The sequence below is a fragment of the Thermococcus celer Vu 13 = JCM 8558 genome, from assembly GCF_002214365.1.
In the GTDB taxonomy this organism is placed as follows: domain Archaea; phylum Methanobacteriota_B; class Thermococci; order Thermococcales; family Thermococcaceae; genus Thermococcus; species Thermococcus celer.
This window is the reverse complement of the sequence record NZ_CP014854.1, coordinates 457598-483558: the sequence shown is the minus strand read 5'-3', so window position 1 is coordinate 483558 and position 25961 is coordinate 457598. Positions and strand designations below refer to the sequence as shown.

30 protein-coding genes are annotated in these 25961 nt (G+C 57.4%); 7 read left to right on the top strand and 23 right to left on the bottom strand.

The window, feature by feature from the left end:
• Positions 1-5: 5 nt before the first annotated feature.
• The 3 genes from A3L02_RS02705 to A3L02_RS02695 all read right to left on the bottom strand — a co-directional run bounded on the left by A3L02_RS02705 (position 6) and on the right by A3L02_RS02695 (position 2012).
• Positions 6-818: a sugar phosphate isomerase family gene (locus A3L02_RS02705; RefSeq protein WP_088862508.1), complete on the bottom strand. Its 813-nt coding sequence runs from the start codon at positions 816-818 to the stop codon at positions 6-8.
• 71 nt (positions 819-889) lie between these two features.
• The gene (locus A3L02_RS02700) at positions 890-1276 is read right to left on the bottom strand and encodes a transcriptional regulator (protein ID WP_088862507.1); all 387 of its coding nucleotides are present in this window, start codon (positions 1274-1276) and stop codon (positions 890-892) included.
• Positions 1277-1529: 253 nt separating this feature from the next.
• Positions 1530-2012, bottom strand: a complete 483-nt coding sequence (locus A3L02_RS02695) for a DUF1858 domain-containing protein (protein WP_088862506.1) — start codon at positions 2010-2012, stop codon at positions 1530-1532.
• Between the two features lie 109 nt (positions 2013-2121).
• Here A3L02_RS02695 and A3L02_RS02690 point away from each other — a divergent pair, with 109 nt between their 5' ends.
• Together A3L02_RS02690 and A3L02_RS02685 are read left to right on the top strand one after the other, a co-directional pair.
• Positions 2122-3483, top strand: coding sequence for a DUF438 domain-containing protein (locus A3L02_RS02690; RefSeq protein ID WP_088862505.1), 1362 nt, complete (start codon positions 2122-2124; stop codon positions 3481-3483).
• Positions 3484-3502: 19 nt separating this feature from the next.
• Positions 3503-4579: a M24 family metallopeptidase gene (locus A3L02_RS02685; protein WP_088862504.1), complete on the top strand. Its 1077-nt coding sequence runs from the start codon at positions 3503-3505 to the stop codon at positions 4577-4579.
• Here the strand turns inward: A3L02_RS02685 and A3L02_RS02680 are convergent.
• Entirely contained in the window at positions 4576-5037 is a 462-nt protein-coding gene (locus tag A3L02_RS02680; RefSeq protein WP_088862503.1) for an Lrp/AsnC family transcriptional regulator, read from the bottom strand. The two genes, A3L02_RS02685 and A3L02_RS02680, sit on opposite strands and share 4 nt — an antisense overlap.
• Positions 5038-5153: 116 nt before the next feature.
• Here A3L02_RS02680 and A3L02_RS02675 point away from each other — a divergent pair, with 116 nt between their 5' ends.
• Positions 5154-6494 (top strand): leucine/methionine racemase, encoded by a 1341-nt coding sequence (locus tag A3L02_RS02675; RefSeq protein ID WP_088862502.1) that lies wholly within the window; start codon positions 5154-5156, stop codon positions 6492-6494.
• 76 nt (positions 6495-6570) lie between these two features.
• Positions 6571-7872: a uracil-xanthine permease family protein gene (locus tag A3L02_RS02670; protein WP_088862501.1), complete on the top strand. Its 1302-nt coding sequence runs from the start codon at positions 6571-6573 to the stop codon at positions 7870-7872.
• A gap of 47 nt (positions 7873-7919) precedes the next feature.
• Here the strand turns inward: A3L02_RS02670 and A3L02_RS02665 are convergent, their stop codons facing one another.
• From A3L02_RS02665 to A3L02_RS02590, 16 genes are all read right to left on the bottom strand, one after another.
• Positions 7920-8546, bottom strand: coding sequence for a DUF996 domain-containing protein (locus A3L02_RS02665; protein WP_088862500.1), 627 nt, complete (start codon positions 8544-8546; stop codon positions 7920-7922).
• Between the two features lie 56 nt (positions 8547-8602).
• Positions 8603-9199: a DUF996 domain-containing protein gene (locus tag A3L02_RS02660; RefSeq protein ID WP_088862499.1), complete on the bottom strand. Its 597-nt coding sequence runs from the start codon at positions 9197-9199 to the stop codon at positions 8603-8605.
• Positions 9200-9278: 79 nt separating this feature from the next.
• Positions 9279-9935, bottom strand: a complete 657-nt coding sequence (gene nuoI, locus A3L02_RS02655; protein ID WP_088862498.1) for an NADH-quinone oxidoreductase subunit NuoI — start codon at positions 9933-9935, stop codon at positions 9279-9281.
• Between the two features lie 5 nt (positions 9936-9940).
• A complete protein-coding gene (locus A3L02_RS02650; protein WP_088862497.1) occupies positions 9941-11125 on the bottom strand; it encodes an NADH-quinone oxidoreductase subunit D in 1185 nt (394 codons plus the stop codon).
• 10 nt (positions 11126-11135) lie between these two features.
• Positions 11136-11705 carry an NADH-quinone oxidoreductase subunit C gene (locus A3L02_RS02645; protein WP_088862496.1) on the bottom strand — a complete coding sequence of 190 codons (570 nt, stop codon included), beginning with the start codon at positions 11703-11705 and terminating at the stop codon, positions 11136-11138.
• The gene (locus tag A3L02_RS02640; protein WP_088863807.1) at positions 11696-12286 is read right to left on the bottom strand and encodes a NuoB/complex I 20 kDa subunit family protein; all 591 of its coding nucleotides are present in this window, start codon (positions 12284-12286) and stop codon (positions 11696-11698) included. Before A3L02_RS02640 ends, A3L02_RS02645 begins: the two co-directional genes overlap by 10 nt.
• 19 nt (positions 12287-12305) lie before the next feature.
• Entirely contained in the window at positions 12306-13199 is an 894-nt protein-coding gene (locus A3L02_RS02635) for a respiratory chain complex I subunit 1 family protein (RefSeq protein WP_088862495.1), read from the bottom strand.
• Positions 13200-15044: a proton-conducting transporter transmembrane domain-containing protein gene (locus A3L02_RS02630; RefSeq protein ID WP_088862494.1), complete on the bottom strand. Its 1845-nt coding sequence runs from the start codon at positions 15042-15044 to the stop codon at positions 13200-13202.
• Positions 15041-16528: a proton-conducting transporter transmembrane domain-containing protein gene (locus A3L02_RS02625; protein WP_088862493.1), complete on the bottom strand. Its 1488-nt coding sequence runs from the start codon at positions 16526-16528 to the stop codon at positions 15041-15043. Before A3L02_RS02625 ends, A3L02_RS02630 begins: the two co-directional genes overlap by 4 nt.
• Entirely contained in the window at positions 16525-16869 is a 345-nt protein-coding gene (locus A3L02_RS02620; protein ID WP_088862492.1) for an NADH-quinone oxidoreductase subunit K, read from the bottom strand. The genes A3L02_RS02625 and A3L02_RS02620 overlap by 4 nt, the downstream gene beginning before the upstream one ends.
• Entirely contained in the window at positions 16866-17573 is a 708-nt protein-coding gene (locus A3L02_RS02615) for a Na(+)/H(+) antiporter subunit B (RefSeq protein ID WP_088862491.1), read from the bottom strand. The genes A3L02_RS02620 and A3L02_RS02615 overlap by 4 nt, the downstream gene beginning before the upstream one ends.
• A gap of 2 nt (positions 17574-17575) precedes the next feature.
• Complete coding sequence (locus tag A3L02_RS02610) at positions 17576-17860, bottom strand: DUF4040 domain-containing protein (protein ID WP_054833976.1); 285 nt, start codon at positions 17858-17860, stop codon at positions 17576-17578.
• Complete coding sequence (mnhG, locus tag A3L02_RS02605; RefSeq protein ID WP_088862490.1) at positions 17857-18261, bottom strand: monovalent cation/H(+) antiporter subunit G; 405 nt, start codon at positions 18259-18261, stop codon at positions 17857-17859. Before mnhG ends, A3L02_RS02610 begins: the two co-directional genes overlap by 4 nt.
• On the bottom strand, positions 18258-18512 hold the full coding sequence (locus A3L02_RS02600) for a monovalent cation/H+ antiporter complex subunit F (RefSeq protein ID WP_054833975.1): 255 nt from the start codon (positions 18510-18512) through the stop codon (positions 18258-18260). The genes mnhG and A3L02_RS02600 overlap by 4 nt, the downstream gene beginning before the upstream one ends.
• Positions 18509-19015 (bottom strand): Na+/H+ antiporter subunit E, encoded by a 507-nt coding sequence (locus tag A3L02_RS02595; RefSeq protein WP_088862489.1) that lies wholly within the window; start codon positions 19013-19015, stop codon positions 18509-18511. Before A3L02_RS02595 ends, A3L02_RS02600 begins: the two co-directional genes overlap by 4 nt.
• 275 nt (positions 19016-19290) lie before the next feature.
• Positions 19291-19791 (bottom strand): regulator, encoded by a 501-nt coding sequence (locus A3L02_RS02590; protein ID WP_088862488.1) that lies wholly within the window; start codon positions 19789-19791, stop codon positions 19291-19293.
• 186 nt (positions 19792-19977) lie between these two features.
• On the opposite strand from A3L02_RS02590, the gene A3L02_RS02585 reads away from it, so the two are divergent.
• Both A3L02_RS02585 and A3L02_RS02580 read left to right on the top strand, forming a co-directional pair.
• A complete protein-coding gene (locus A3L02_RS02585) occupies positions 19978-21237 on the top strand; it encodes a radical SAM protein (RefSeq protein ID WP_088862487.1) in 1260 nt (419 codons plus the stop codon).
• Between the two features lie 84 nt (positions 21238-21321).
• Positions 21322-21624, top strand: a complete 303-nt coding sequence (locus A3L02_RS02580; protein ID WP_088862486.1) for a hypothetical protein — start codon at positions 21322-21324, stop codon at positions 21622-21624.
• Here the strand turns inward: A3L02_RS02580 and wecB are convergent.
• Positions 21610-22740 carry a non-hydrolyzing UDP-N-acetylglucosamine 2-epimerase gene (gene wecB / locus A3L02_RS02575; RefSeq protein ID WP_088862485.1) on the bottom strand — a complete coding sequence of 377 codons (1131 nt, stop codon included), beginning with the start codon at positions 22738-22740 and terminating at the stop codon, positions 21610-21612. The two genes, A3L02_RS02580 and wecB, sit on opposite strands and share 15 nt — an antisense overlap.
• Positions 22737-24023 (bottom strand): UDP-N-acetyl-D-mannosamine dehydrogenase, encoded by a 1287-nt coding sequence (locus tag A3L02_RS02570; RefSeq protein ID WP_088862484.1) that lies wholly within the window; start codon positions 24021-24023, stop codon positions 22737-22739. Before A3L02_RS02570 ends, wecB begins: the two co-directional genes overlap by 4 nt.
• A 284-nt stretch (positions 24024-24307) precedes the next feature.
• On the opposite strand from A3L02_RS02570, the gene A3L02_RS02565 reads away from it, so the two are divergent.
• Positions 24308-25453 carry a DUF354 domain-containing protein gene (locus tag A3L02_RS02565; protein ID WP_088862483.1) on the top strand — a complete coding sequence of 382 codons (1146 nt, stop codon included), beginning with the start codon at positions 24308-24310 and terminating at the stop codon, positions 25451-25453.
• On the opposite strand, the gene A3L02_RS02560 is transcribed toward A3L02_RS02565, so the two are convergent.
• The gene (locus A3L02_RS02560) at positions 25385-25954 is read right to left on the bottom strand and encodes a stage II sporulation protein M (RefSeq protein WP_088862482.1); all 570 of its coding nucleotides are present in this window, start codon (positions 25952-25954) and stop codon (positions 25385-25387) included. The genes A3L02_RS02565 and A3L02_RS02560 overlap by 69 nt on opposite strands.
• Positions 25955-25961 lie beyond the last annotated feature (7 nt).

The window sequence follows — 25961 nt, the reverse complement described above, 5'->3', positions numbered from 1 at the left end:
CCATCTCAGAGGGCACCGCTTCCAGGGCCGCATATCTTTGCGAAGGGGCAGACCGAGCAGTCCTCCGTGTAGGGCCTGAGGTAGGGTTCCCCTTTAACCTCTTTGGTTACCTCCCTCGCCCGCTCCATCGCCTCCTCGTCCCCCTCGAGGACGAGGGTAACGCTCCCCTCGGCTTCCCCGGCACCTCCTGCGGCTATCGGGATGGCCTCAACGCCCGCAAGAATTCTGTAGGCCTCAACTTCGGTAACCGGGTGGGAGTGGGGTATAGGCACGAGCGCCGCGTAGAGGCCCGTCCCCCAGTCGAAGGAGTGTATGCCCGTGAGCCTGGCGCTCTCCTCCACGGGCGTCGGCACGAACTTCTCGAGGCTCACCGGCGTTATCGTGAAGACCCCCTTGGTTATCGTCCAGCCGTAGGTTTTCCCTATCGTCCCGCCGTCGGGGGCGGCCGCGAAAACCGCCACGTTCCAGTTGATGTCTATCGCGTTGGCGCCCTTGATGAAGACATCCCTCGGCCCCATCCTTTTGAGGGCCTCGAGCGGGTCGTCGAAGGGCTCGCCCCTGTAGAGGACGAGGTGCTTCGGCCAGGTCTCCTTCGGTGTGACGCAGGTTCTACCCCTGCTTATAACTCCGACCGTCCACTTCTCCTTCTCGATGTCCTCGCCGAGTATCTCCTCGGCCACGTAGGCCGCGGTGGTACCCGTGGCTATGTACACGAAACCGTGTTTGAGGGCGTCCTGAACTTCCGGCATCGCCGCAACGGCCCTGGCGATGAGCCTCTTGCCCTCAGGCGGCGTGAGTGTAACGAGGGCCCTTTTCATTTCAACCACCTCATTGAGAATCTCCTCAAAACGTATTAAACTTTGTCTTAGCCGGGCCGAGGGGACTTAGATCACCCGAAAAGTTCGAGGCAGACGCGGCACTCCTCGGGGTTTACCTCGGGGTCGATCTTTGAGTGGAAAGAGCAGACGTAACCCTTTCCGAGCATCTCCAGGGAGATCTCAACCAAACGCCTGTGAATATAGTATTCATCGGGCTTTCTCTCGATGACCTCCTCCACGAGAGACCGGAGTTCCCCGTCTATATCGGGGTATCGGGAAACGTCCACCAGCGCGCCCCTGTCCATCCCGAGGTATCGAGAAACGGCGGACTGGGTTATGTGGAGCAACTCCGCTATCTCTACCTGTTTGAGCCCCTTCTCGCGGAGTATCTCGACGAGTCTCCTTCTCAGCGAGGGGTAAACGTAGCGCGAGGCCACCTCGAAGGCGTTGGTCCTCATGGTAGAGTTTATGACGGATGGAATATTTAAGGGTTTCCACGAGATTTTGGGATTCCAAGGGTCCCTTGCTATCGGACTCACCACAACCCGGGGCTGACGTTCAGGATATGATGTGGAAGGGGGTAAAGTGGAGGAGGGTTCCGCCTTTGCGAAGGATGTAGATTGATCTCCTCTCCCTTTTCTCCTTTCCTACCTCTTGAAAAATGGAAGTGTTTAATTAGCTATTTCAATAATTAAAGAATCAAGGAAAAGTTCAGGCTTTGATCCTTTTGATGGCCCTAAGTTCCTCCATCATCTCCTCAAACTTCCCGTCGCTCATCCCGATGAGCTCCTTCGCCTTCCTCAGGGTTATCGTTTTTGCGAGGCTCCTCCTCGTCCCGGGGGTCTCGAGGGGCGAGAAACCGTACTTCACGAGTACCCTCAACGACTCCGGGTAGGCCTTGAGGAGCTTGCCCACGTTGGTATTCTCCGTTATCTCGTCCAGCTTATCGTCGCACTCCCTGACTTCCATCGAGAGCTCCCTTGAGTTCTCGGTCTTCGTTACCCTGAGGACGAACGCCCCTCCGACCTCCTTAACCTCGATCTCGTAACCCGCTTCCTCGAGCCCTGGAATGAAATCGACGAAGGGCCTGTCGCCTATCACCTCGAGGGTCTCTCTTACTTTGAGCTTACCTAGGGCCTCCGCAATCCTAATCGCCGGCTGGGGAGGCTGTACTCCACGGACGTCGAGCATCATCTTTTATCACCGTTCCTTTTATGACATGCGACATATAAACGTTGCTGGGCAACTATGTCCAGAAACACTTAAAAGTACCTAATATGACACTTGTCATGAAGGTGATAAAGTGACCGAATTACTAAACAATCGTGAACACAAGAAGGAGGAACTGAAGAAGCTCATCCTCAGGATTCACAACGGGGAAGACGTTAACACCCTTAAAGAGGAGTTCCGCCAGGTTCTGAGCGGTATCTCGCCCCTTGAGATTCCAATCGTAGAGCAGGAACTCGTTAAGGAGGGCGTCTCTGCCAAGGACATAGCGAAGATGTGCGACCTCCACGTCGAGCTTTTCAGGGAGTCCGTGGCCGGAACGGACGAACTCGAGGAGAGGGACCTGCCGGACGGCCACCCTCTCAAGACGCTCTACGCTGAGAATAAGGAGATAATGAAGGACGCCGAGATGCTGAACCTCTACGCGAGAACATTAGCTTCGACGAAGGACGAAAGGATGGGGAAGGAGATCCTTGGCGTTCTGGAGGAGCTGATCAGTGACCTCAGGGGGGTCGGCTTCACCCACTACAACAGGGAGGAGATGCTGATCTTCCCGTACATCGAGCGCAGGGGACTTACCGCGATAGCCACCGTCCTCTGGACGAAACACGACGAGATAAGGTTTATGATAAAGCACTTTGCGGAGCTTCTGAAGAGGAAGAACGAGCTCCCCTGGGACGAGTTCACCTCCAGATTGGTGGAGAAAGGTGGGAAGCTCTCCTTCGCTCTCAGCGATATGGTATTCAGGGAGAATAACATCTACTACCCAACCCTCAAGGCCCTACTCACAGACGGCGAGTGGAAGGCCATCAGGGAGCAGGAAGAGGAGATGGGCTTTTACAAGGTTAACCCGCCCGCATGGGATCCCGGCGAGGACGTCAAGCCCCTCCATCCCTGGGAGATAGACCCGGAGCTCAGCGTTGAACAGCTCCTAGGCCTTCCAAAGGAGGTCCAGCAGGCACTGAAGGGAAAACCGCTGGAATTCGATAAATCGGAGCTCAAGCGCGAGGGCGACGTAGACATGGGCACTGGTTATATGAACGTCGAAGAGCTCAGGGCGGTATTCGAGGCACTCCCCGTTGACGTGACGTTCATCGATAGGGACGACCGCGTCAGGTTCTTCTCACCCGGCGAGAGGATATTCGACAGAACCCTCTCCGTGCTCGGAAGGCCGGTCCAGCTCTGCCACCCGCCGAAGAGCGTCCATATCGTCAACAGGATCCTGAGGGCCTTCAAGGAGGGCAGGAAGAGCGAGGCGACCTTCTGGCTCCACCTCGGTCCGAAGTACGTTTACATCAAGTACGTGCCGCTCTTCGATAAGGGCGGGAACTACATGGGGACGCTTGAGATGACGATGGACATCGCCGAGTACAGGAAGATTGAAGGTGAGAAGAGGCTCCTCGACTGGAGGGTTGAGGTTAAAAGGGAAACCACCTAACATAATACGGGTGTGAATGATGATGGGAAAACCCGAGATATTTAAAAGGCGCGTTGAGCGCTTTCAGGAGCTCCTGAGGGAGAACGATATAGACGGAGCGGTGATAAGAACCCTCTCGAGTTTCATATACTTCACGGGGATCAAGTGGTTGCGGCCGAGCCTCCTTATCCCGGCTGAGGGGGAGCCCATCGTCTACACCGTCAAGGGTGAGGCCGAGCTCTTCAGGCAGAGGAGCTGGATAGAGAACGTCGTGGAGTTCCAGCGCGCCGAGGAGCTCATGGCGGGCGTCGTAAGCTGGATAGGCAGGAACGGCTTTGGGAGGGTCGGGCTCGAGTTCGGGATCGAGAGGGACGCTTACCTCATATTCCTGAAGATATTCGAGCGCCTCAACCCGACGGTCGAGGTCGTTGACGTATTCGACCTGACCATGAGGCTTAGAATGGTGAAGGACGAGTGGGAGCTCGACAACATCAGGAGTGCCGGGAGGATAGCGGCAAGGGGCATGAAGGTCGCGGAGGAGACGATAAAACCCGGACTAAGCGAGCTTGAGGTGGCGGCTGAGGTGGTCAGGGAGCTCATGCTCAGCGGGAGCGAGGATCCGAAGGTCTACGTCTCGACGACGCCGAGGGCCCACGCCGAGCCCTTCAGAGACCTCAAGGTTCCCGAAAACGGCGTGGTTACGGTCGTCATAGGCGCCGACTACAACCACTACTACGCCAACACCGCGAGGACCTTCGTCGTCGGGGAGCCGGGCGAGAGGGTTAAGAAGGCCATAGAGGTCAAGGAGGAGGCATACCGGATGGCGCTCGAGGAGACCCGGGTTGGCGTTACGCTGAACGCGGTGGAAAGGAAGCTCGAGAAGTTCTACAGGGAGAGGGGCTTTGGCGGTTCTTACATAGCGGGCTACACCCACGGCGTCGGTCTCCTCATAGAGGAGCCGCCGATAGCCACGATAGTCGTTCCCCAGAGGGCCGCGAAGGTTCGGGAGAACATGGTTCTGACGGTTATACACTCACCCCTCATGATCCCCGAGGGCGCGATAAAGCATGAGGACACTTACATAGTGAAGAAGGACGGGCTGGAGAGGGTTACCTAAAACACCCTCGCGTAGCCCCACTTTTTCACGCTCGTCAGGATCGATGTTTCCGTGCTCCTTATTCCCTCCACCTTTCCGAGCTTTTCTATGAGGAAACTCTCCAGCTCCTGAAGGTCTTTCACGGTCACCTGCATAAGGATGTCGTGCGCTCCCGTTGCTATGCCGAGGACGTCCACCTCTGGCAGTTTGCTCAGCTCCTCAGCGGCCTTTTTGATTTTGCTCGGCTCAACGTCCACCGCTATGAAGGCGACTATGGTGTAACCGGCCTTGAAGGGGTTTATCAGCGCCGCAAACTTTCTGATGACGCCCTTCTCTCGGAGTTTCTTCACGCGAAGCCTCACCGTTGATTCGGGGACCTTGAGCCTTCTGGCTATCTCGGAGTAGCTCGCCCTCCCGTCCTCCTGGAGGACGTGGAGTATCCTCCTGTCGAGTTCGTCGATATGCCCATTATTCAGCATTATTTACCACCATTTTTGCTGATTTATTGATAATCTTTTAAATATTTCCGCTAAATCAGTAAAATTTAGGCGAAATCCATATTAATTTCAAACGCGTATAGCAGTACGGTGAGGGTATGGGTTCACCGAGTAAGGAGGAGGTTCTGGAGCGCTATTCACGGGTTTTTCCAAGGGCGGCGCGCGTAACGTACGCGCCCATAGTCGGGGTCAAAGCCAGGAACGCCCTCGTCTGGGACGTTGAAGGCAGGGATTACATAGACTTCCTGAGCGATGCGGCGGTTCAGAACGTCGGTCACAACAATCCGCGGGTTGTAGAGGCGATAAAGGAGCAGGCGGAAAGGTTAATCCACTTCACGTTCATCTACGGCTTTCCCCTTGAGCCCCTTCTTTTGGCCGAGAAGCTGGCAAAGATAGCGCCGGTTGAGAATCCAAAGGTGAGCTTTGGACTGACAGGGAGCGACGCCAACGACGGCGCGATAAAGTTCGCGAGGGCTTATACTAAGAGAAGGGCCATCTTGAGCTATCTCAGGAGTTATTACGGTTCAACCTACGGTGCGATGAGCGTAACCGGCCTCGAGTTCGAGGTTCGCTCCATCGTCGGCGAGCTGAGTGACGTTCACTACATCCCCTACCCGAACTGCTACCGCTGTCCCTTCGGCAAAGAGCCCGGGAGCTGTCACTTTGAGTGCCTCGACTACTTGAAATCCAAGTTCGAGGGAGAAGTCTACGCGGACGGGGTTGCCGCCCTCTTCGCCGAGCCGATACAGGGCGATGCCGGCATGATCGTTCCTCCTAAGGATTACTTCAAAAGGCTGAAGAGGATCCTCGATGAACACGGTATCCTCCTGGTGGTTGACGAGGTTCAGAGCGGACTCGGGAGAACGGGGAGGTGGTTCGCGATAGAGCACTTCGGAGTTAAACCTGACGTAATAACCCTGGCGAAGCCCCTCGGCGGGGGACTCCCGATAAGCGCGATAATCGGTAGGGGAGAAATCCTCGATTCCCTGCCGCCCCTCGGGCACGCGTTCACGCTCAGCGGAAACCCCGTGGCGAGCAGGGCGGCCCTGGCCGTTATCGAGGAAATTGAGGAGAAAGACCTTCTGAGGAGGGCCGAGAGACTGGGAAAACGCGCGAAAAAGCGGCTGGATAGGATGAAGGAGGAGCACGAGCTCATAGGCGACGTCCGCGGCCTCGGTCTGATGCTCGGTGTTGACCTCGTCAAGGACCGGGAAACGAAGGAAAGGGCCTATGAAGAGGCGAGAAAGGTTGTGTGGCGGGCCTACGAGCTCGGTCTAATAGTTGCCTTCCTCCAGGGCAACGTCCTGAGGATACAGCCACCGCTCACGATAGAGGAGGAGCTCCTCGATGAGGGCCTGGACAGGCTGGAGCGGGCCGTAGGTGACGTTGAGGAGGGCAGGGTCCCGGACGAGGTTCTGACGAAGGTTCAGGGATGGTGATTAACATTTTTCTGTTTATTTTCATCTCTTCCGAAAGCTTTTTAAACTAATTTTTACACAGGATGAGCGGGCTTCAATGGAAAGGATGGAAGCTGTTGAAAGTCAGGTTCTAAAGGTTGGAATTGAGGAAAGAGTCGAGCCCGTGAAGGCTTTGGTTTTCGGACTCCAGCACGTTCTGGCGATGTTCGGGGCCACCGTCACGGTACCGCTCGTCGTTGGCGGTGCCATCGGCCTTGGTGGCTCCGAGGTTGCCCTCATGATCCAGGCGGTTCTGCTGGCGATGGGAATAGCGACACTACTCCAGACGACGATCGGGTCGCGGTATCCCATAGTCCAGGGGTCGAGCTTCGCCTTCATTCCCGGGCTGATAACCATAGGTTCGAGCCTCGGAATGGCCGCCGTCCAGGGCGCCCTGATAGTTGGGGGGCTCATCGAGGCCGCCGTAGGGTGGCTCGGGATAATCGGGAAGGTGAGGAAACTTTTCACCCCTCTGGTCACGGGCGTTACGATAACCCTCATCGGCTTCAGCCTCGCCGACGTCGCCGTCAAGAACTTCTTCAACTTCTACGCGGATCCGTCAGGGGGGACCATTCCGAGGGCAACCCTCGTGGCCGCGGTGACCTTTCTGACGACGGTCTTCGTGGCGCTGAGGGCAAAGGGGAGTCTCAGGGCGATGCCCGTCGTTGTGGGCGCGGCGGTTGGCTACCTGCTGAGCGTTCCACTCGGCCTCGTGGACTTCGGGACTGTACGGGACATGCCACTTGTGGGCATTCCGCGGCCCTTCCCGTGGGGCGCTCCCGTCTTCGACACCACCGCGGTAGTCCTGCTCCTCTTCGCCTTCATGGTGAGCATAATCGAGAGCGTCGGCGATTACCACGCCATAGCGGCCGTAACCGGCTCCGAGATAACCGAGGGGAGAATAGCGAGGGGCATAGGAAGCGAGGGCTTGGCTTGTTCCGTGGCGGGCGTCCTCGGGGCCTGCGGAACGACGAGCTACTCCGAGAACATAGGTGTTGTGGCCCTGACCCGGGTGGGTAGCAGGTACGTGGTGCAGATGGGGGCCGTTATGCTGGTACTCCTCTCCCTCCTCCCGAAGTTCGCGGGGGTGCTGGCCTCGATGCCCGCCCCGGTTCTCGGCGGTTTGACCCTGGCCCTATACGGGATGATAAGCGTCACGGGATTGAGGCTGATAAAGGAGAGGGTCGAGTTCACGGACAGGAACACCCTTATCCTCGCGGCGGCGCTCATAGCGGGTCTGGGCGCCCCCCAGCTTCCGCCGGAGTTCCTCGCGGCCTTCCCGAAGGTGGTATCGAGCATACTGGAGTCAGGGATGGCTGTCGGCGCCCTGACGGCGATAGTCCTCGATAGGGTACTCTGACCCTATCTCCAATTTTCTTGGACGGATAAGAACAAGGCCGGGCGGCCTCAAGCTATCGGAGAGTCGATGGCGAAATCTGTGGTTCCTTTTTCTTCCAGTTCATCGGGCATGCTGTGGAAGCCCAGTATGACGAATATCCTGGCTATGAACAGGAGCAGGAGACCGACGAGCACGATTGAGGTTACAGCCCCCCACTTGAACCAGTTGGCCGCGTCCCCGAACTCCCTGGTGCCGGTTATCTCGTACATCGCCTCCCATGTCTTTATCTCGAAGTAGGCCATGACGACCACCATGAGGATAAAGAGGAGGACGATGCCGCTGATGATGGGGAGCGGAACGTGCATCTCGTAGTCTGCCGATGTACTTCCACCAGGAGCTCCCCAGTGCGTCTCCTCGTGGATCTCGGCCCTCCAGAGCCCGGAGAGACTCCCGAAGATCAGGAAGAGGATGAGGACGACGACCGCGACCCCAGACACGAAGACGAAGAGGTAGTTCCTGAAGGGTCTGTCATCGCCGACCTTATCGCTTATCCCTTTGAGCGCCATCAAGACCATGACGAACCCAATTAGCCCGAGGATGCTTCTCAGGTAGGGCACGAAGCCACCGAGCAGGGCCAGCACGGAACCCCACAGCCCGAGGTTCCGCTCGCCGCTGACGTCTATACCCAAAGGCATCACCAAAAATAAAACGGCGTTTGTTCTTAAAAGGTTTACCTGAAAAAGTGGAAAAATTAGGTAGGGGTAATCTCGGGTTCCCTCTCCATCTCCTCCGGCAGGTTCGCGAAGGCTATTATCTGGTAGATTTCCGCAGCGAGGAGGAGAAGAATTCCCACGAGGATCACCGCGGTTATGGCGCCCCACTTTATGAAGGTGGCCGTTTCATCGAACTCCTCGACGCCCGTGAGCTCGTAGGTGACCCTCCATGTCTTCACGGCGTAATAGAAACCGACCACGACGGCCACAAGTACGAGCGCAAGTCCAATGAACATCATTCCCATTCCAATGGCCCCGAGGACCTGCTCCGGAGTCTCGTTGAAGGTCATGCCCGTGCTCGCCATTGCAAGAACGCCCATTACTATCAGAATCACCGCAACGACGAGTATGCCTATCGTCGCTATCACGGAGTAGAGGTAGTACCTGAAGGGTCTGTCGTCTCCGAGCTTGTCGCCTATTCCATTCAGGGCTATGAGCACGAGTATTTCCCCGACGAGCGATATACCGGCCGCTATCGTCCCCCAGTAAGGGATAACGCCCGTGAAACCACCTACCAGAACCAAGATGGAACCTATAAGCCCAAGGTTCTTTTCGTTTCTCAGCTCCATACCCATGTAACCACCGATAATAAGTTGAATTATAACTTTAAAAGGTTATGCTGAAATATGGAGGTGGGAAAGAGAAAAGAAAAGCTCACTCCTTCTTTCCTTCGGTCTTTGCGGACGTTTCGTCTTTTTTCTCGGCCGTTTTTGCGGGTTTTGTCGGTGTCGGCTTCTTCGGCGGTCTGATGCCGTAGCCGAGTACCTTGAACTCTATCTTCTCTCCGTCGCGCAGGCGGTAGATGCGGGTGCCGTCCTCGCGCTTCTCGATCCTCTCGACCGGGAAGCGGTAGTCTCTGAACTTCTCGTTGAGCTCCTTTACCTTGTTCGGGTTTATCGGCACCCAGTCGTAGAGCTCCAGGTCCTCCTCGAAGCCGCCGGTGGTGAGGTAGTAGTTCTCGCTGAACCCCAGAGCCCCGGTCGGGCACACGTCAACGCAGAACTGGCAGAACGTGCACCTTCCGTAGTCTATCTTTGGATGCGGCCTCTTCTCCCCTTCGATCCACGTCATCTCGATGGCCCTTGCGGGGCATATCTGGCCGCAGAAGTTACAGCCGACGCACTTCTTCCAGTCAAGGGTGTGGAATCCCCTGTACTTCGGTGCCGGTTCTATCTTCTCGAAGGGTATCTTTATGGTGACCGGCTTCTTGAAGAGGTACTTTACGCCCATCCACGGCTTTACGAATGACTTCTTGAGCCTGACCTTCTCCTCGCCGACGACCCTAACCTTGGGCTTCTCAACGCTCTCCATCTTCATCACCTGTCTATGTCCGGCGGACAGTTGTCGAGGGTCTTCAGTATGACCGGCACGTCCGCGAGGCGCGCTCCCTTCAGGAGCTCTTCAAGCACGGTAACGCCGTGGCTCTGGCTCGGGCCGCGGATGTGGACGCGGTAGGGCTTGTGCGTCCCATCGCTGACCACGTACGCTCCGAAATCGCCCTTGGTGCTCTCGACATGGGCGTAGGCCTCCCCTTTAGGTGGTCTGAACCTCGGCAATGCCTTGAGTCTCGCGTCCTTCACCATGTAGGGCCCGCTGGGCGGCCCCATGTCGAGGAGCTGCTCCAGGATGTAGAGATCCTGCTCCATCTCGTACCTCCTCACGAGAACCCTCGCGAGGCTGTCTCCCTCCTTCAGAACCGGGACCTCGAACTCGAGCTCCGGATAAAGGAGGTAGGGGTCGTCCTTCCTGACATCATAGGGAACGCCCGTGGCGCGGAGGTTTGGCCCGGTCACCGCGTGCTTCAGCGCGAACTTCCTGTCCATTACACCGACGCCCTCCGTCCTCGCGAAGGTGATGTAGTTGTCGAAGAGTATCTCGTCGAAGTCCTTGAGCTTGGACCTGATGTACTCAACGGTGTCGCGGAGCTGCCTGAGCCACCTGTCGCCCGGTATGTCCCTCCTGACGCCGCCGGGGACCGTGTAGATGTGGTAGACCCTTCCACCGGTGAGTTCCTCGTACAGGCGCATGAACCTCTCACGGTAAGCGGCCGCCCACTGTCCGGCGGTGTAGAGGCCTATCTCGTTTCCAAAGCCCATTATCCAGAACATCCACGCACTCATCCTCGCCATCTCGAGGACGGTCGTCCTTATCCACTGCGCCCTCTCAGGAACCTCCCAGCCGACTATCTCGTCGACGGCCATGGAGTAGATGTTCTCGGGAACGTCGCTCTCCGGAACGCATATACGGAGGAGGAGGGCGATGTTGGTGAAGTACGGTCTCTGCTCGGCCAGCTTTTCAAAGCCCCTGTGAAGGAAGCCGGGGTTGACGATGGCCTTCTCAATCCTGTTCCCGTCCATCTTGAGGATTATGCTGAAGTTCTCGGTGGCCATGTGCTGCGGACCGAAGAACAGCTCGTAGGTGTCTTTGTCTATCGGATGAAGGTACATGTCGTGCGCCTTTGCCTCTTCCTTAAGTTCCCTCGGGACTTCCAAATTCGCCATGATCACCACCTCATATCACGTAGTTGGTCTTGCTCTCATCGTACCTGTCGAAATCCTCGCCGTAAATAGCCTTGACGTAGCCCAGCATGTTGAAGTCCTTCCTGAGCGGGTGCTTCTCGTACTCCCTCGGTTCAAGGATGAAGGGACCGAGCCTCGGGTTGCCCTCGAAGATTATCCCGAAGAACTCATGCGCCTCCCTCTCGTAGGTCTCCGCCACCGGCCAGATGCCCATGGCCGTGGGCATCCTGGCGTTCTCCCTCGGTATCCTCGTCCTCACGAAGGCGTGGACGCTTTCGCTTACGCTCCACAGCTGGTATACGAGCTCGAACTCCCCCTCCTTGAGCCAGTCGACGACGCTTATCTGCATGAGCATCTCGAACTTCCCGCTTGCGACCTCGAGGAACTCCTTTATCCTGTCCGCGGGGACCTTGAACTCAACGCGCCTCTCGCGTTTAACACTTCCTTCCACGTAGGGAGCCTTCTCGAGTATCTCGGCGACCAGTTTACCTTCCTTCGTGTCGGGAAGCTTCGGGACCTCCTCAACCTTCTCCTCGACCTTCGGCTTCTCGTTCATATCCATGCCAGCCACCTCCTGGCTTCCCTCTCACGCCAGCCTTCTCCAAAGAGCTCGTCCTGGTTCTTCCTATACCACTCGTAGTTCTCCCTGTACCTCTTCCACCCGTCAGCGGTTCCGTCCTCTATCTTGCGCATTATCTCGGTTATTCCGTCCATTACCGCTTCCGGTCTGGGCATGCAACCCGCTATCACGACATCAACGGGAATGTACTTGTCAAGTTGCTTCACAACGTTGTAGGAGTCCCAGTAGACGCCGCCGTTTATCGGGCACGAGCCGTGGGCCAGGACGTACTTGGGGTCCTGCATCATCTCGTAGGTGATGATGATTCTCTTGAGGGTCTTCGGCGTCACGTAGCCCGTGATGAGGAACAGGTCAGCCATCCTCGGAGCCGGATTGGGCATTATTCCGAAGCGCTCGAAGTCGTAGCGGGCGGTAGCTAAGGGCGGCATCTCGATACCGCCGCAGCCCGTACAGAATGCCACTATCCAGAGGCTCTTCTTCCTCGCCCACCTGAACAGGGGCTCGAAGACCTTGAACTCCTGGAGTTCGTAGCTGATGAACCCGTCATTCTTCCTATTCTCCATCTCGCCCATCCACATCACCTCACATCGTCAACAGGACGGCTATTATTCCGAGTATCGTCGGCCACTTCCAGAAGAACTTCGCGGCCTGGTCGATGGTGAACCTCGGGTAGATGCTGGCCACGAATATCGCTATGAAGAGCACCGCCAGCTGTTTGATGAAGAGCTCGAGGAGGTTGCTTGCACCGCCGAGGAAGAGTATTGTAAAGAACGCCGTCTCCGCGAAGAGCTGAACCGCGTGCTGGGTGAAGAGCAGGGCCGCATGCTTGCCGCCGTACTCGACCATCGGACCCATGGAGATTTCCGCCGGGGCTGTTATGATGTCGAAGGGCTCGAGGCCCAGCATCGCCTGGAAGACTATGTCGAAGACTATCATGGCAAGGAACAGTGCCGGAACCAGGATGCTCCACCCGTGGGCCTGCTGGAGCGCCACCAGCTCGTTAAGCTTGAAGGTTCCCCAGTGCTGGACGAGGGCTATTAAAGCCAGACCGTAGGGCAGCTGCATAGCCACCATGGTGAGCAGGCCACGCTGAACACCGAGGGCGGAGTAGGGGTTGCCTGAGCTCATGGCACCCAGCATTATTCCGAGCATCGGCACCTCGAGGAGGTAGGCCACGACTATCAAATCGGCGTTGGTGCTGAAGAGCCTGAAGTTCGCGATGGGGAGGAAGAGGAGCGCGAGGATGGTGGCCCCGAGGGCGAACACCGGTCCAAAGTCGTAGATGATGCCGTGGCTCACGCTCTCCTTCTTTCCGAGCAGTTTGAGGGTGTCTATTATCGGCTGGTAAATGGGCGGTCCGACGCGGCGCTGTATCCTCGCCATCGCTTTCCTCTCGATACCCATGAATATGAATCCCACGATGGTGGCGTAGATCAGTATCCCAATGACCTCAAGGCTGAGCATCCAGTTGACCATTCACAACACCCCCCACAGCGCGAGTATCAGCAGTATTATCGCGAGGTACCACGAGTAGCTCTGGACGTTGCCGTTGTAGGAACTCTCCCTCAGCGTATCCGCGAAATCCTCCACCACACCGGCAAGGCGCTCGTAGAACCTGTCCCAGCTGTACCTGAGCCAGAAACCGAGGGCCTCTGCCAGCGGCCTGTAGAAGTTCTTCCTGATGCTGAGGTTGAACTCCTCGGTGACCGGGTTACCCGACTGATAGGTGTTCGTCACCTTTATCTTCCTCACCTTTGCCCCGTAGAGGTATACAAGCCCGGCTATGGCTAAACCGATTACAAGGACTATCGCTATGAGCAGGGCGTTGTAGGTTCCCGTGGGCGTGACCAGCTTGTAGTAGTTGCCGGTAACGACTTCTCCTCCGAGCATCTTGTTGATGTACCCCGTGACAATTCCCGGTGCAACACCGAAGAGCACGTTCGGGATGGCGAGTACCGTCATGGCTATCAGGAGCGGGAGTGGAGCTTCCTTAACGTCCTCAAGGTCGCTTGGCCTCTGGCCGAACCAGACGGCGTAGAGGAACCTGACGACGTAGGCGAAGGCCAGGGCGCTTCCGAGGAATATTGAACCAGCGACGAGCGGCATGTGGGCGCTTATGGCCGCCTCGTAGATGAGCCACTTGCTCGCGAAGCCCGCCATCGGGGGGATGCCCGCGAGGCTCAGGACCGCTATCATGCCCATCGCGAACGTGTAGGGCATCTTCTCGGCGAGGCCGCCCATGTCCTTGAACTGGGTCTTTCCAGTCCTGAGGATTATGGCCGCGGTCACCAGCCAGAAGAGGCCCTTGAAGACCGCGTGGCTGAGCACGTGGAAGAGACCTCCAGCGAAGCCGAGGCCACTTCCGATTCCGAAGGCGAGCAGTATGTAACCGACCTGCCCGATGGACGAGTAGGCGAAGAGCTTCCTGATATCCTCCTGGAGAACCGCGAGGAAGCTCGCCACCACGACGGTTATGGCGCCCAGCCAGGCTATTATGTACGCGAACGTCATGTGTCCGTGGAACGTCCCCAGGGCCGCGTAGAGTTTGTAGAACATAAGCATGTAGAGCAGGAGGAAACCGTAGACCCCGGCTTTGCTGAGGACGCCGCTGAAGAAGGCGGTGTAGCTCTGGTCGTTCTCGCTGTACGCTCCCGGTGCCCAGACATAGAGCGGGAACATACCCGCCTTGACACCGAAGGCCGCAAGCAACAGCCCGAAGATGAGGGCCGTTTCACCGGTGCCTATCGTTCCGAGGCTCGCGTCCATGTAGAGAACTTTGCCTATCGTGGCGAAGTCGAGGGCTCCGGTCTTGGCGTACAGGATGCCTATCGCTATCAGCATCGAGTAGGCTCCAATGACGCTCAGCACGAAGTACTTTAGTGACTCGTGCCTGTTCCTCTTGAGGACCATCATGAAGCTGGCGAAGGTCATTATCTCCCAGAACAGGAAGAAGCCCACGAAGTCCTGGCTCAGGAAGACCCCGAGGACTCCCGTGTAGCTCATGAGCGCGAAGAGCCAGTCGTAGGAGCTCTTTGAGGTGGAGACCATGCCGAGGGCCATCGCGAGCCCCACGAGTGAGGCTATGGCCGCGAAGTACCAGGTTATGGTGTTGAGCTGGAATCCAAGGTTGAAACCGCTCACCTTGATCGAATAGGTGATGGCCTCATTTGTAACAGTTGAGTAAAGCTTGGCGAGGTAGGCCACCGGCACGGCGGCACCCACGAGGCCGATGAGTTCTCTAACTCCCTTTATATCGAGCACCCATGCCAGGACTCCCGCTATTAATGGGCTAAGAAGTATGATAAGGAGTTCGTTGCTCATGCTCCCACCCCCATCAGTGGTACGTTCTTAACGTACTGGGCGACGTTGAAGATGTCGTTTCCAGCCTTCTGGGCGAGGTTCCAGGCGTAGCTTGGATAGACCCCAATGACGATAACCAGCGCGGCGAGGAACAGCAACATGATGCCCATCGCCATGTTCTCGTGCATCCTCTCGCCGGTCCCCTCGAACCATATGACGTGGAGCAGCCTGAAGTAATAGACCGCCTCCACAACGCTCGCCGCCAGAACGAGCGCGGCGGCCCAGGTGTAGCCGACCGAGAGCGTCGCGAGTATTATCCTTATCTTGCTCCAGAAGATGTTGAACAGCGGTACCCCGACGGTGGCTATGGCGCCAACGGATATGGTGAAGGCCGTGACGGGCATCCTCTTTCCGAGCCCCCTGAAGTTCTCCATCTCCGCCCCACCGAGGGCCACCGCAACGTAGCCCACGGCCAAGAAGAGGAGGGCCTTGACTATGGCGTGGTTTATCATGTGAAATACCCCTGCATCGACGCCGCTCTGGGTTCCGAGAGCGAAGGCGAGGGCGATAAGACCTATCTGGGATATGCTCGAGTAGGCTATCATCCTCTTGACGTTCCTCTGCCTGAGTGCGGCAAGCTCTGCAACGATGACCGTGAGGGTCGCCAGGATGACGAGCAGTTTGAGGATCGAACTCCAGCTCCCGACGTCCTTCATGAGGTAGACGATCCTGGCCATGGCGTAGAGGCCCGCTTTGACGACGAAGGCCGAGAACATCACCGTTATCGGGTGGGGTGCCGCCTGGTAGGCGTCAGGTGCCCACGCGTTGAGCGGGAAGATCTCGGCTTCAACCGCCAGGCCGAAGACTACCAGCGCCAGTCCCACCTGGGCGACGGTCGGGTTCAGCGTTGAGGCGAGCTGGGCTATCTGGGCCATGTTGAGGGTTCCGAGGGCGCCGTAGATCAGAGCCACTCCTACGAGGAAGAAGCTCGAGCCGATTCCGCCGAGGACTATGTACTTCATCGAGGCCTCGGCCGCCTCTCCGGTCTTGTTGTAGGCCGTGAGGGCGTAGGCGCTGATTGAGGTTATCTCCATGAAGACGAAGAGGTTGAAGATATCGCCCGTCGCTATCATGCCCGTCGCACCGAGCATGAGGAGCAGGAACAGCATGGCGTACTTGTCTATCGGCTCGACGTTAACCGCTTTGAAGCTGAAGATCGCCATCAGGAAGCTGACGGCCGCTACTATCAGCACGAACAGCGCCGCGAAGTGGCCGATGTAGAGGTTGATTCCAACGGGCGGTTTCCAGCCACCCGCCATGACGATCATCGGCTTCCCTGTGGAGTAAACCTCCTGGAACACCCACGCGGCCACTCCGGTTTGAAGGGCCGTTATCAGCACGAGGTATGACTTGATGGCGTTCTTTCCGGCGCCCTTGATCAGGGGCACGAAGAACGCGCTTATGAGAGGCAAAGCTATGAGCAGGGAGGCGTACTGTCCGTTCATCCTCTCAACCTCCTTATCTCCTCGATGTTGAGCGTTCCATACTTCTCGTAAATCAGCATGGCGACGCTAAGGGCCATTGCGGTGGTTGCTACGCCTATGACTATGGCCGTGAGGACGAGGGCCTGCGGTATCGGGTCAACTGCCTGGTTCGGCCCGATCCCCTCGCTCAGTATTGGTGCGCTCCTCCCCGAGACGTAACCGATGCTGATGAGGAGAAGGTTGACACCGGTCTCCATTATGCTCAGCCCTATGAGTATCTTGAGCAGGTTCTTCTTGACGAGGACGGCGTAGAGGCCTATGAGGATGAGCGAGATGGCACCGAAGTAGTAGACGCTGATCATTCGCTCACCTCCTCCTTCACCATGTTGTCGATGATTCCGCTGAGCTCCGTGCCGACCTTGATTCCTATCAGGATGTAGATTATCGGTATGAAGCCGCCGCTGAACAGCCTGCCGATGTTGTCAGTGCCTAACTGCCAGGTCTGCCATATCCAGTCGAAGAGGAAGTAACCGCCTATTCCAAGGCCGATGAGGCCCACGAGGACGTAGCTCATTCCGGCGATTCCTTCGGTCTTCTCGAAGCCCCTGTGGGGTATCTCGTAGGTCGTGAAGGCCATGTACAGCAGGAGGAAGCCCGTCGCTATGGTGGCTCCACCGGGGAATCCTCCGCCCGGGGTGAGGTGCCCGTGGATGAAGATGTACGAACCGAAGAGTATCACGAAGGGAACCAAAAGTCTCGTTCCGGTTGTGAGGACCACAGAGCCCTCAGTCTTGGCGCTCCTCTTCTTCTTTTTCCTCCAGAGGAGGGCGGCGACACCGGTTGAGGCTATGAACAGGACGGTGACCTCACCGAGCGTATCGAAACCACGGTAGTTGACGACTATGGCGGTTACCGCGTTGACCGCGCCGGTCTGCTCCTTCACGTGCTCGAGGTAGTAGTGTCCGACGAGCATCCTGTCCTGGCCGAAGGGCACCCCTGCGAGGCCCTGGGCGAGCCAGTAGCCGATTATGAGGAGCGTGAGTATCGCAAGCGAGCGCTTGAGCATCTTCACCACCTCACCCACCAGCCGGGCTTCTCCTCTTCCTCCGTCTCAAAGCGCTGGGTTCTCTTTATCGCGAAGATGAACACCGCCGCACTGAGGGCCGCGCCTATAGCCGCCTCCGTCATCGCGACGTCCGGCGCCTGCAACATGAAGAACAGTATCGAGGCGAACAGGCTCACCGCGGCCATTCCGACGGCGGCCGCCAGCAGGTCCCTCCACTCCACCGCGAGTACCGCGGAGAGTATCATTATACCAACTATTAGGTACTCGATAATGGCTATCGCGTTCATTCCTCACCACCCTCCTCGGGGGTTTTCTCCGCTTCTTCAACCTCTGCCTTCCTGCTCTCGAGGTGCTCGCGGTACCTGTCAACTACACTGCCCTCCCACAGGGGGATGCCGCTCTTGTAGGCGGCCCTTATGAGCGTGTGAGCGCTTATCGGGTTGGTCAGCAGGAGAAAGATCGCGATGGTTATGGTCTTGGTGAGCCAGGCGACGTTTCCGAAGTCCGTTCCGAGAGCCCAGATTCCGACGCCGAGCATAACACCGAGCGAGCCGAGGGTGGCGCTCTTGGTGGAGGTCTGCATCCTGTTGTAGACGTCGGGCATCCTGATGAGACCGAGGGCCGATAGGAAGTAGAAGAACGTTCCGATGAGGACGAGAGCTTCACCCGTGGCCGTGAGCGCGTTCATAGGCCTCCCTCCATGTAGCGCGCGAAGGCTATGACTCCACCGAAGGCGAGTATGGCGTAAACGAGCGCGACGTCGAGGAATATCATCCGCTTGTAGTAGAGCGCGAAGAGAACCATTAGTCCGGTGGTTATGGTCGTCATGATGTCAACCGCGACGAGCCTGTCGGCAGTGGTGGGACCCACGAAGACCCTGTACATGCTGAGGAGCGTCGCTATCGCTATCAGGGCGAGGTAGACGTTTATCCCTATCATCCGAAGATCACCTTCAGGAACTTTTCAAAGGGGGCGGTTATGTTCATGGACGCGCCCTCAACGGAGTCGTCCGTGACGTTTATCCAGTGTATGAAGTACCTGTCATCGTCGACGTCAAGGGTGATGGTTCCGGGCGTTAGCGTTATCGAGTTCGCGAGGGCGAGCTTTCCCACGTCGCTCTTGAGAACGGTTTTGCACTCAACGATCCCCGGGTTTATGGGTCTCTTGGGATGCAGAACCCTGTAGGCGACGTCGAGGTTCGCCATTATCATGGCCCACAGGAAGTAGGGAACGTAGGCTATGGCGTAGACGACCCTCCTGGGATGGAGGTTCGCGAGGCCGCTGGTGGTGAATATCTCGTAGGTGAAGGCACCAACGATGAGTGCCAGCAGCAGGCCAACTTCCAGCTCCTGCGGGTCCAAACTGGCCGTCAGGAACAGCCATATAAGGAACAGCACGATAACCGTGTACAGATAGCGGCTTATTTTGCTTGCCTCTCCCATTCGGCAACCCTCCACAGGTTGATGGAAGTGCTTCCACAGAGTTTTAAACGAAGCTAATTTTTGGTTCAAAACAATGGCTTATAAACGTTACCTACGAAGAACAAAGGTTTAAAACGTTTGGTTAAAATGGGGGCCCCAGGTTTGTCCTCTGATGTTAAAAAGGGTTCTTCACGGCGCAGGAGTTGAAAACGCCACAAAGTTCCCAAATCTGAGTACGGCGAATGGGAAAATTAGGAAGATTTCATATGGAAGATTTCATAAAAAGAAGGGGGCCATCAGTAGATGGATATCCTCTTGACGCCCTCGAGTTTGGAGAGTTCGTTGATGAGGTCCCCCGGGATGGGCTTCTCCGTGATTATCGTGAGCGTTGCCTCGGGGTACAGTTCGGGATCCTCTGCGACGACCTGGACTATGTTGATGCCCTTCTCGGCTATCTTCTGGGCTATCTTCGCGAGTATTCCTATGGCCCTCGGTTCCGGTTCTATCTCGATGACGCCGTATCCAACGTGTCTGCCAACGTGCTTCATGTGGACCGTCGGCTCGAGGTTGGTGTATATCTCCTTCAGCTCGGGTATCTTGAGTATCATCCCCACGGTCTCCTTCACAACGCGTCTGTCAACGTCGATGGCCTTCGCGATCTTTGTGTACGGGACCTCTATGTCCCCGGCCTTGATCTTCATATCCTCCGAGACCTTGAGACCGTACCTGAGGAGTGTCTTGGCTATCTGCTTCCTGACGGGGTATTCATCGAAGTAGTGCTCTATCTTCCCCCACATCATCCTCACCCATATCAGTTCATCAATAGACCCTTTAATCCAATGATATTAAAATGTTTCCATGCCCGCATGGTTCCAGCGGGCCTTCCTTTAAAAACCTTTGGGGAAGAAAGGCCCCGAAGTTTCATCAAGGCCGGATTTTTTATCCATCGGCGCTTTTTTAAGATTCCCCGGGAACTCGGGAACATGGTAGAAGTCAGGCTCCCCAACGCCAGCTTTGAGGACACCGGTGAGACCATCAGGTTGATCTGGCGAGAGACCCTCTACGCGGACTTTGAGAAGGAAGAGCTCTTCAGGGCCATCAGGCGGAGATACCGGGTATCAGCTGAGATAACGGCGAAGGACGGCGCCATGGTGATCGAGACGGATTACCCCGGTCTCGAGAAGTACATCGCCATCTACATCCAGAACAACCTCGGGGCACTCCTCAGGAACCGTTACACCGGAAGGAAGGTCCTTTACATCCACGGGGGCATGGACGTCCCCCTCCTCGGCTACAACGCCTTCGGGCTGATAGACAGGGGAACGAACCTGATTCAGGTCAGGGGAGTGAGCGGCTGCAACCTCAGCTGCATCTTCTGCTCCGTTGACGAGGGGCCGTACTCGAGGACGAGAAAGCTCGACTACGTCGTTGACGTCGATTACCTGATGAGGTGGTTCGACGAGGTCGCGCGAATAAAGGGCAGGGGGCTCGAGGCCCACATAGACGGCCAGGGGGAGCCTTTAATCTACCCCTTCAGGGTGGAGCTGGTGCAAGCCCTCCGCGAGCACCCCAACGTCTCGGTTATCTCGATGCAGAGCAACGGAACCCTGCTCAACGACAGGCTCGTTGAAGAGCTGGCCGAGGCCGGGCTGGACCGGGTGAACCTCTCCCTCCACTCCCTCGACCCGGAGAAGGCGAAGATGCTGATGGGTATGAAGAGCTACGACCTCGAGCACGTCCTCGACATGGCGGAGGCCCTGGTCAACGCCGGGATAGACGTTCTCATAGCACCGGTCATAATCTTTGGGATAAACGACGACGAGGCCGAGGCCTTCGTCGAGTTCGCGAGGAGGATAGGGGCGGGAAAGCGCTGGCCGGCCCTCGGCTTCCAGAACTACATCCCTTACAAGTTCGGGAGGAACCCGACCATAGCAAAACTGGTTCCCTTCAAGGAGTTCTACGCCTGGCTCAGAAAGCTCGAGGAGAAAACCGGGATGAGACCCCTCGTTCTGAAGCCGAAGCACTTCGGGATGGAGAAGCGCGAGTTCATCCCCCTGGCGTTTCGTCCGGGTGAGGTGGTCAAGGCTGAGGTGGTTTTGCCGGGCAGGATCAAGGGCGAGATGCTCGCCAGGGCGAGGGACCGCCTTATAGAGGTCGTCAACACGGACGCGGCGGTTGGGGACAGGATAAGGGTGAGGATAGTGAGGACGAGGCACGGCATTTACATCGGAACCGAGGTCTGACGCGATAACTTTTTAGGGTAATTAATCTCCGTCCCGTTTTACGGACATGAAAACAGGATTTACTACAGAAACTGCTACGCGAGCGTGCTCGTTTACATGAGCTCCAGCGGTGACGTCGGAAGCTACCTCTCCGTGGAGAGGGAATACTCCGGTGACTCCAGCAGGACAGATGACCTGAGGAACTTCGCCACGGACCTCTTCCAAAGGGCCAACTCCACCGCCTATGCAAGTGAAAGTCCCTACTCGCTGAAGGTGGCATACTGGAACGTCCTCGAGGTGAGACACGGCAAACTGGCCGGTGGGGACTGCTGGGACGTTCTGGCGGGAGAAATTGGAAGGGAAATCGAAGAATGGGCCCAAACTCTTGAGCCCTCAGATGAACCTTGAGCCCTTAACCCTCAGCTCTCCTCTTTCGTGGAGCCTTAGCAGTATCTCCGCTATCCTCTCACCTGCCTTTCCGTCGCCGAAGGGATTCGGGGCCTCCGCCATCCTTCTGTAGAACTCCCCGTCCTCCATGAGCCTGCGGAGGTACCTCACCGCCCGTTCCCTCTCGAGGCCGACGAGGACGTTGCCCCCCGCCTTAACCGTCTCCGGCCTCTCCGTGTTGTAGCGGAGCGTGAGGCACGGCACGTTGAGGATTATGCTCTCCTCCTGCACCCCACCGGAGTCCGTCATCACGGCGAAGGCGTTCCGCTCCAGCCTCAGGAAATCGAGGTAGCCGAGGGGTTTGGTCACGATCAGGTTCTCGATGGAGCCAACCCTCCCCCAGAGGCCGAACTCCTCCAGCCTCCTCCTCGTGCGCGGGTGCATGGGATAGATGGCCTTCATCGGGAGGTCTTCGAGTATCCGGACGAGTCTCTCCAGGCTTCCCCTCTCGGTGTTCTCGGCCCTGTGGGCGGTTATGAGGACGTAACCCTTAGGTTTGAGGCCGAACCTCTCGAGGACGTCGCTCTTCCTCTCAGCTATCTCCGAGTTCTGGAGGACCGCATCAACGATGGTGTTGCCCACGACGTAAACGTTCTCGGTTATCCCCTCACGCTCGAGGTTCCTCCTTGCATCCTCGGTCGGCGGGAAGAGAACCTCGCTCGCGTGGTCAGCCAGAACCCTGTTTATCTCCTCCGGCATCGTCCTGTCGAAGCTCCTGAGACCTGCCTCAACGTGGGCGACGGGTATCCTGAGCTTGACGCTCGCAAGGGCACCGGCCAGGACCGTGTTGGTGTCGCCCTGGACGAGCACGACGTCCGGCCTTTCGTCCATCAAGACCCTCTCTATCTTCACCATGGCCTTTCCGGTCTGCTCCGCCTGAGTACCGGAACCGACTTCCAAGTGGTAATCGATGCCGTCCAACTCGAGCTCCTCGAGGAAGACCCTGCTCATCTCGTAGTCGTAGTGCTGGCCCGTGTGGATCAAAAGGGGCTCCACGCCCCTCTCCTCGAAGGCCCGCACAACCGGGGCGAGCTTGATTATCTCGGGCCTCGTTCCGAAGACGAAGGCCGGCCTCAATACCCGCCCCTCCCTACGCCTTTGAATACGAAGCCCACGGGCGGATTTTCAACGACGTGCCTTCCGTCGACGAGGATCTTCGTTCTCATCAGGCTTCCGAGCTTTTCCCAGTCGAGGGATTTGAAGGCGGTGTGGTCTGTGGCGATGACGGCCGCGTCCGCCCCCCTCAGCGCGTCCTCAAGGTTTTCATGGGTTCCACCGACGAGGGGGTCGTGGGTCCTGACCTCCGCAACCTCGTCCCTGATCTCATCCACGAAGGTCAGAGCCGGGGAGTTCCTCGTGTCGTCGCTGTCCCCCTTGTACGCCAGTCCGAGGACCGCGACCACCGCCTTTTCGGGAGGAAGGTTGACCGTCTTAAGGGCATCGAACAGGAGATCCTTCGCGAGCAGTGGCATGCCGTCGTTTATCTCCCTCGCGAGCCTTATCAGGCCAAAGTCATCCCTCGCGGGCCAGACGAGGAGGTGGGGGTCCTTCGGCAGGCAGTGGCCCCCGACGCCGATCCCGGGCGTGTGGATCCTGACCCTGGGGTGGGTGTTGGCGAGCTCGATGGCCTCGAAGACGTCTATGCCGTACTGGTGGGCGAGGTAGGCGAACTCGTTGGCCAGGGCTATGTTGACGTCCCTGAAGGTGTTCTCCATGAGCTTGACGACCTCGCTAACCGTTGAGCTCGTTTTGAAGGTCCGCCCCTTCACGAAGGAGCGGTAGAGCCTCTCGGCGAGCTCCGCGCTCTCAGGGGTTATCCCACCGAAGATGCGCGAGTTATAGACGAGCTCCTCGAAAATCCTCCCAGGCATCACCCTCTCCGGGGCGTGGACCATGTAGAAGTCCTCCCCGGGTTTGAGACCGGTTATCTCCTCGATGAGCTTTGCCATCTTGATGGTGGTCAAAGGGGGGACCGTGCTCTCGATTACGATCAGGGAGCCCCTCTTCATGGCCCTTGCGACGGTTCTCACCGCGTCCTCGAGGTAACCGAGGTTTGGGGTCTTATCTTCGTTTAGGGGCGTCTGGACGCATATTATGTAGGCGTCCTTACCCCTGATATCATCGGGATCGGAGGTGGCGCGGAGGTTTCCGCTCTCGACCGCCTTCTTGAGGAGCTCGTCTATCTCGGGCTCGACGATGTGGGCCTTTCTCGAGTTTATCCTCTCCACGACTTCCTTCCGTATTTCGTAACCCGTGACACGGAAACCGGCGTTGGCGAAGGTTATGGCCGTTGGAAGGCCGATGTAACCCAGACCGACTACGGCTATCTCCGCTGTTCTGTTCTCTATCTTCTCCAGCATGCTCCTTCCCCTTTATCCTGGGTGGTAACACCGAATAAAAGTCTTTTCCAGAAAACGGTTTCCGAACCGATTTCAGGGGTTACAAAACTCGAAACCTATCCATCCTCCCTTCCTTTCCCGTAGGGATGCATTGAACCGTCATGTCCTCAATTTCATCGAAAGAAAGCGTCTTAAACGTTCTTTCGCCTTTTGACACCTTTAAAAAGCTTCAAAAAGAAGGCTTCTCAACCGTTTTTGGGAAACCCTTATATTGAACAGAACTGTCCAGTAAAACGGTGGATGGGATGAAGGTATGGATCGACATCACGAACGCTCCTCACGTTCACTTCTTCAAGGGTATAATAAGGGAGCTCGAGAAGGCCGGCCACGAGGTTCTCGTCACGGCCCGGGAGTTCGACGGGTTGACCGGTATCCTTGACATGTTCGGAATCGACTACTACGTTGTGGGAAAGCACGGTGGTGCGACGCTCGAGGGCAAGCTTCTTGCGAGCAGTGAGAGGATGTACAAACTCTCCAAGCTCATCATCGAGGAAAAACCCGACCTGGCACTCTACAAGCACTCCACCGAGGCACCGAGGGTTGCCTTCGGCCTTCAGATACCATCAATTGGCTTCGTCGACAACGACACCGCCGTCGCCCAGAACAAGCTAATCTTGCCCTACACTACCCTCCTCCTCTATCCAACCGCCATAGACGCCTACGAACTCCTAAGATGCGGTGCCGACCCCAACGGCATGCGCCCTGTAAAGGGCTTCTCCGAGCTGGCCCACCTCTACGGCTTCCTTCCGAACAGACGTGTCCTGAGGGAACTCGGTTTGAAGGCCGGGGGGTACATAGTTATGCGCGCCGAGCCGGTGAAGGCCAACTACTTCCACGGACCCCCGAGGAGCGTCCTCGAGGACGTGGTTCCTCTCCTGCCGGAGATGCCCGTGGTGCTGTTCCCGAGAACCGAGGAGCAGAGGAAGAGCTTTGAACGCTTTGAGAACGTGATAATGCCTGAGAGACCCGTTGACAGCCTCAGCCTGCTCTACTATGCCAAACTCATGATAGGGGCGGGGGGAACAATGAACAGGGAGGCCATAGCCCTCGGAACCCCCACCATCTCAACCTACCCGGGAAAGCTTCTCGCCGTTACCAAGTGGCTCGTGGAGAACGATCTGGAGTTCCACTCAACGGATCCGGTGGAGGTCGCCAGGACGGCGGAACGCATGATCGAGATGAACGGAAGCTACCGCGCCTACATAAGGAGCGTCGTGAGCGGTCTTGAGAACCCCATGGACGTCATCCTCAAGGAGATAGAAACCTACGAGGAGCTGGGAACGTTCAGGGCGGTGAAACTGGAAGAAACATCAAAGGCGGCCTCAGAGGCCGGCAACGCGCGGGGTTACGTAGGCCTCGATGGCGGCCGCGATGAGGAGGAGCAGTACTGAAACCGCGAGTATCTTCGCACCCTCCTTCGCTCCCCTTTTGAACCTCTCCCCTGTTTCTCCTTCGCCCCTTATCAGCTCCCGGTACCAGACGATGCCCGAGACCCCTGCGAGGGCTATCGCCGGTATTTCGATGACCCCGTGGGGCAGGAGGCCGAGGATTATCTGATGGGTTGAGAGCCTGCCGCTTTTCTGAACGGCCTCCACGACGAGACCGACCATGAAACCGTTGAACGCCATTATCACCCACGGTCCCAGGCCGAAGAAGAGGCCCGAGAGGAACATGAAGAGGGCCACCAGGGAGTTGTTCGTGAATATCCTGATGAAGTTCCGGAAGCTGGAGTTCGAGAGGGGCCCCATCCGCCCGGCCAGTTTTCTAACGCCCTCCGTGGCCGCATCGGGGTTCCCGGTGGCGAAGAGATACCCGGCTAATAAAGCCGCGAGGAACAGGAGAAGCAGGTAACCGAAGGTTCTCCACGGCATTTCCACGTTGGGCCGGGACATGGCTTCA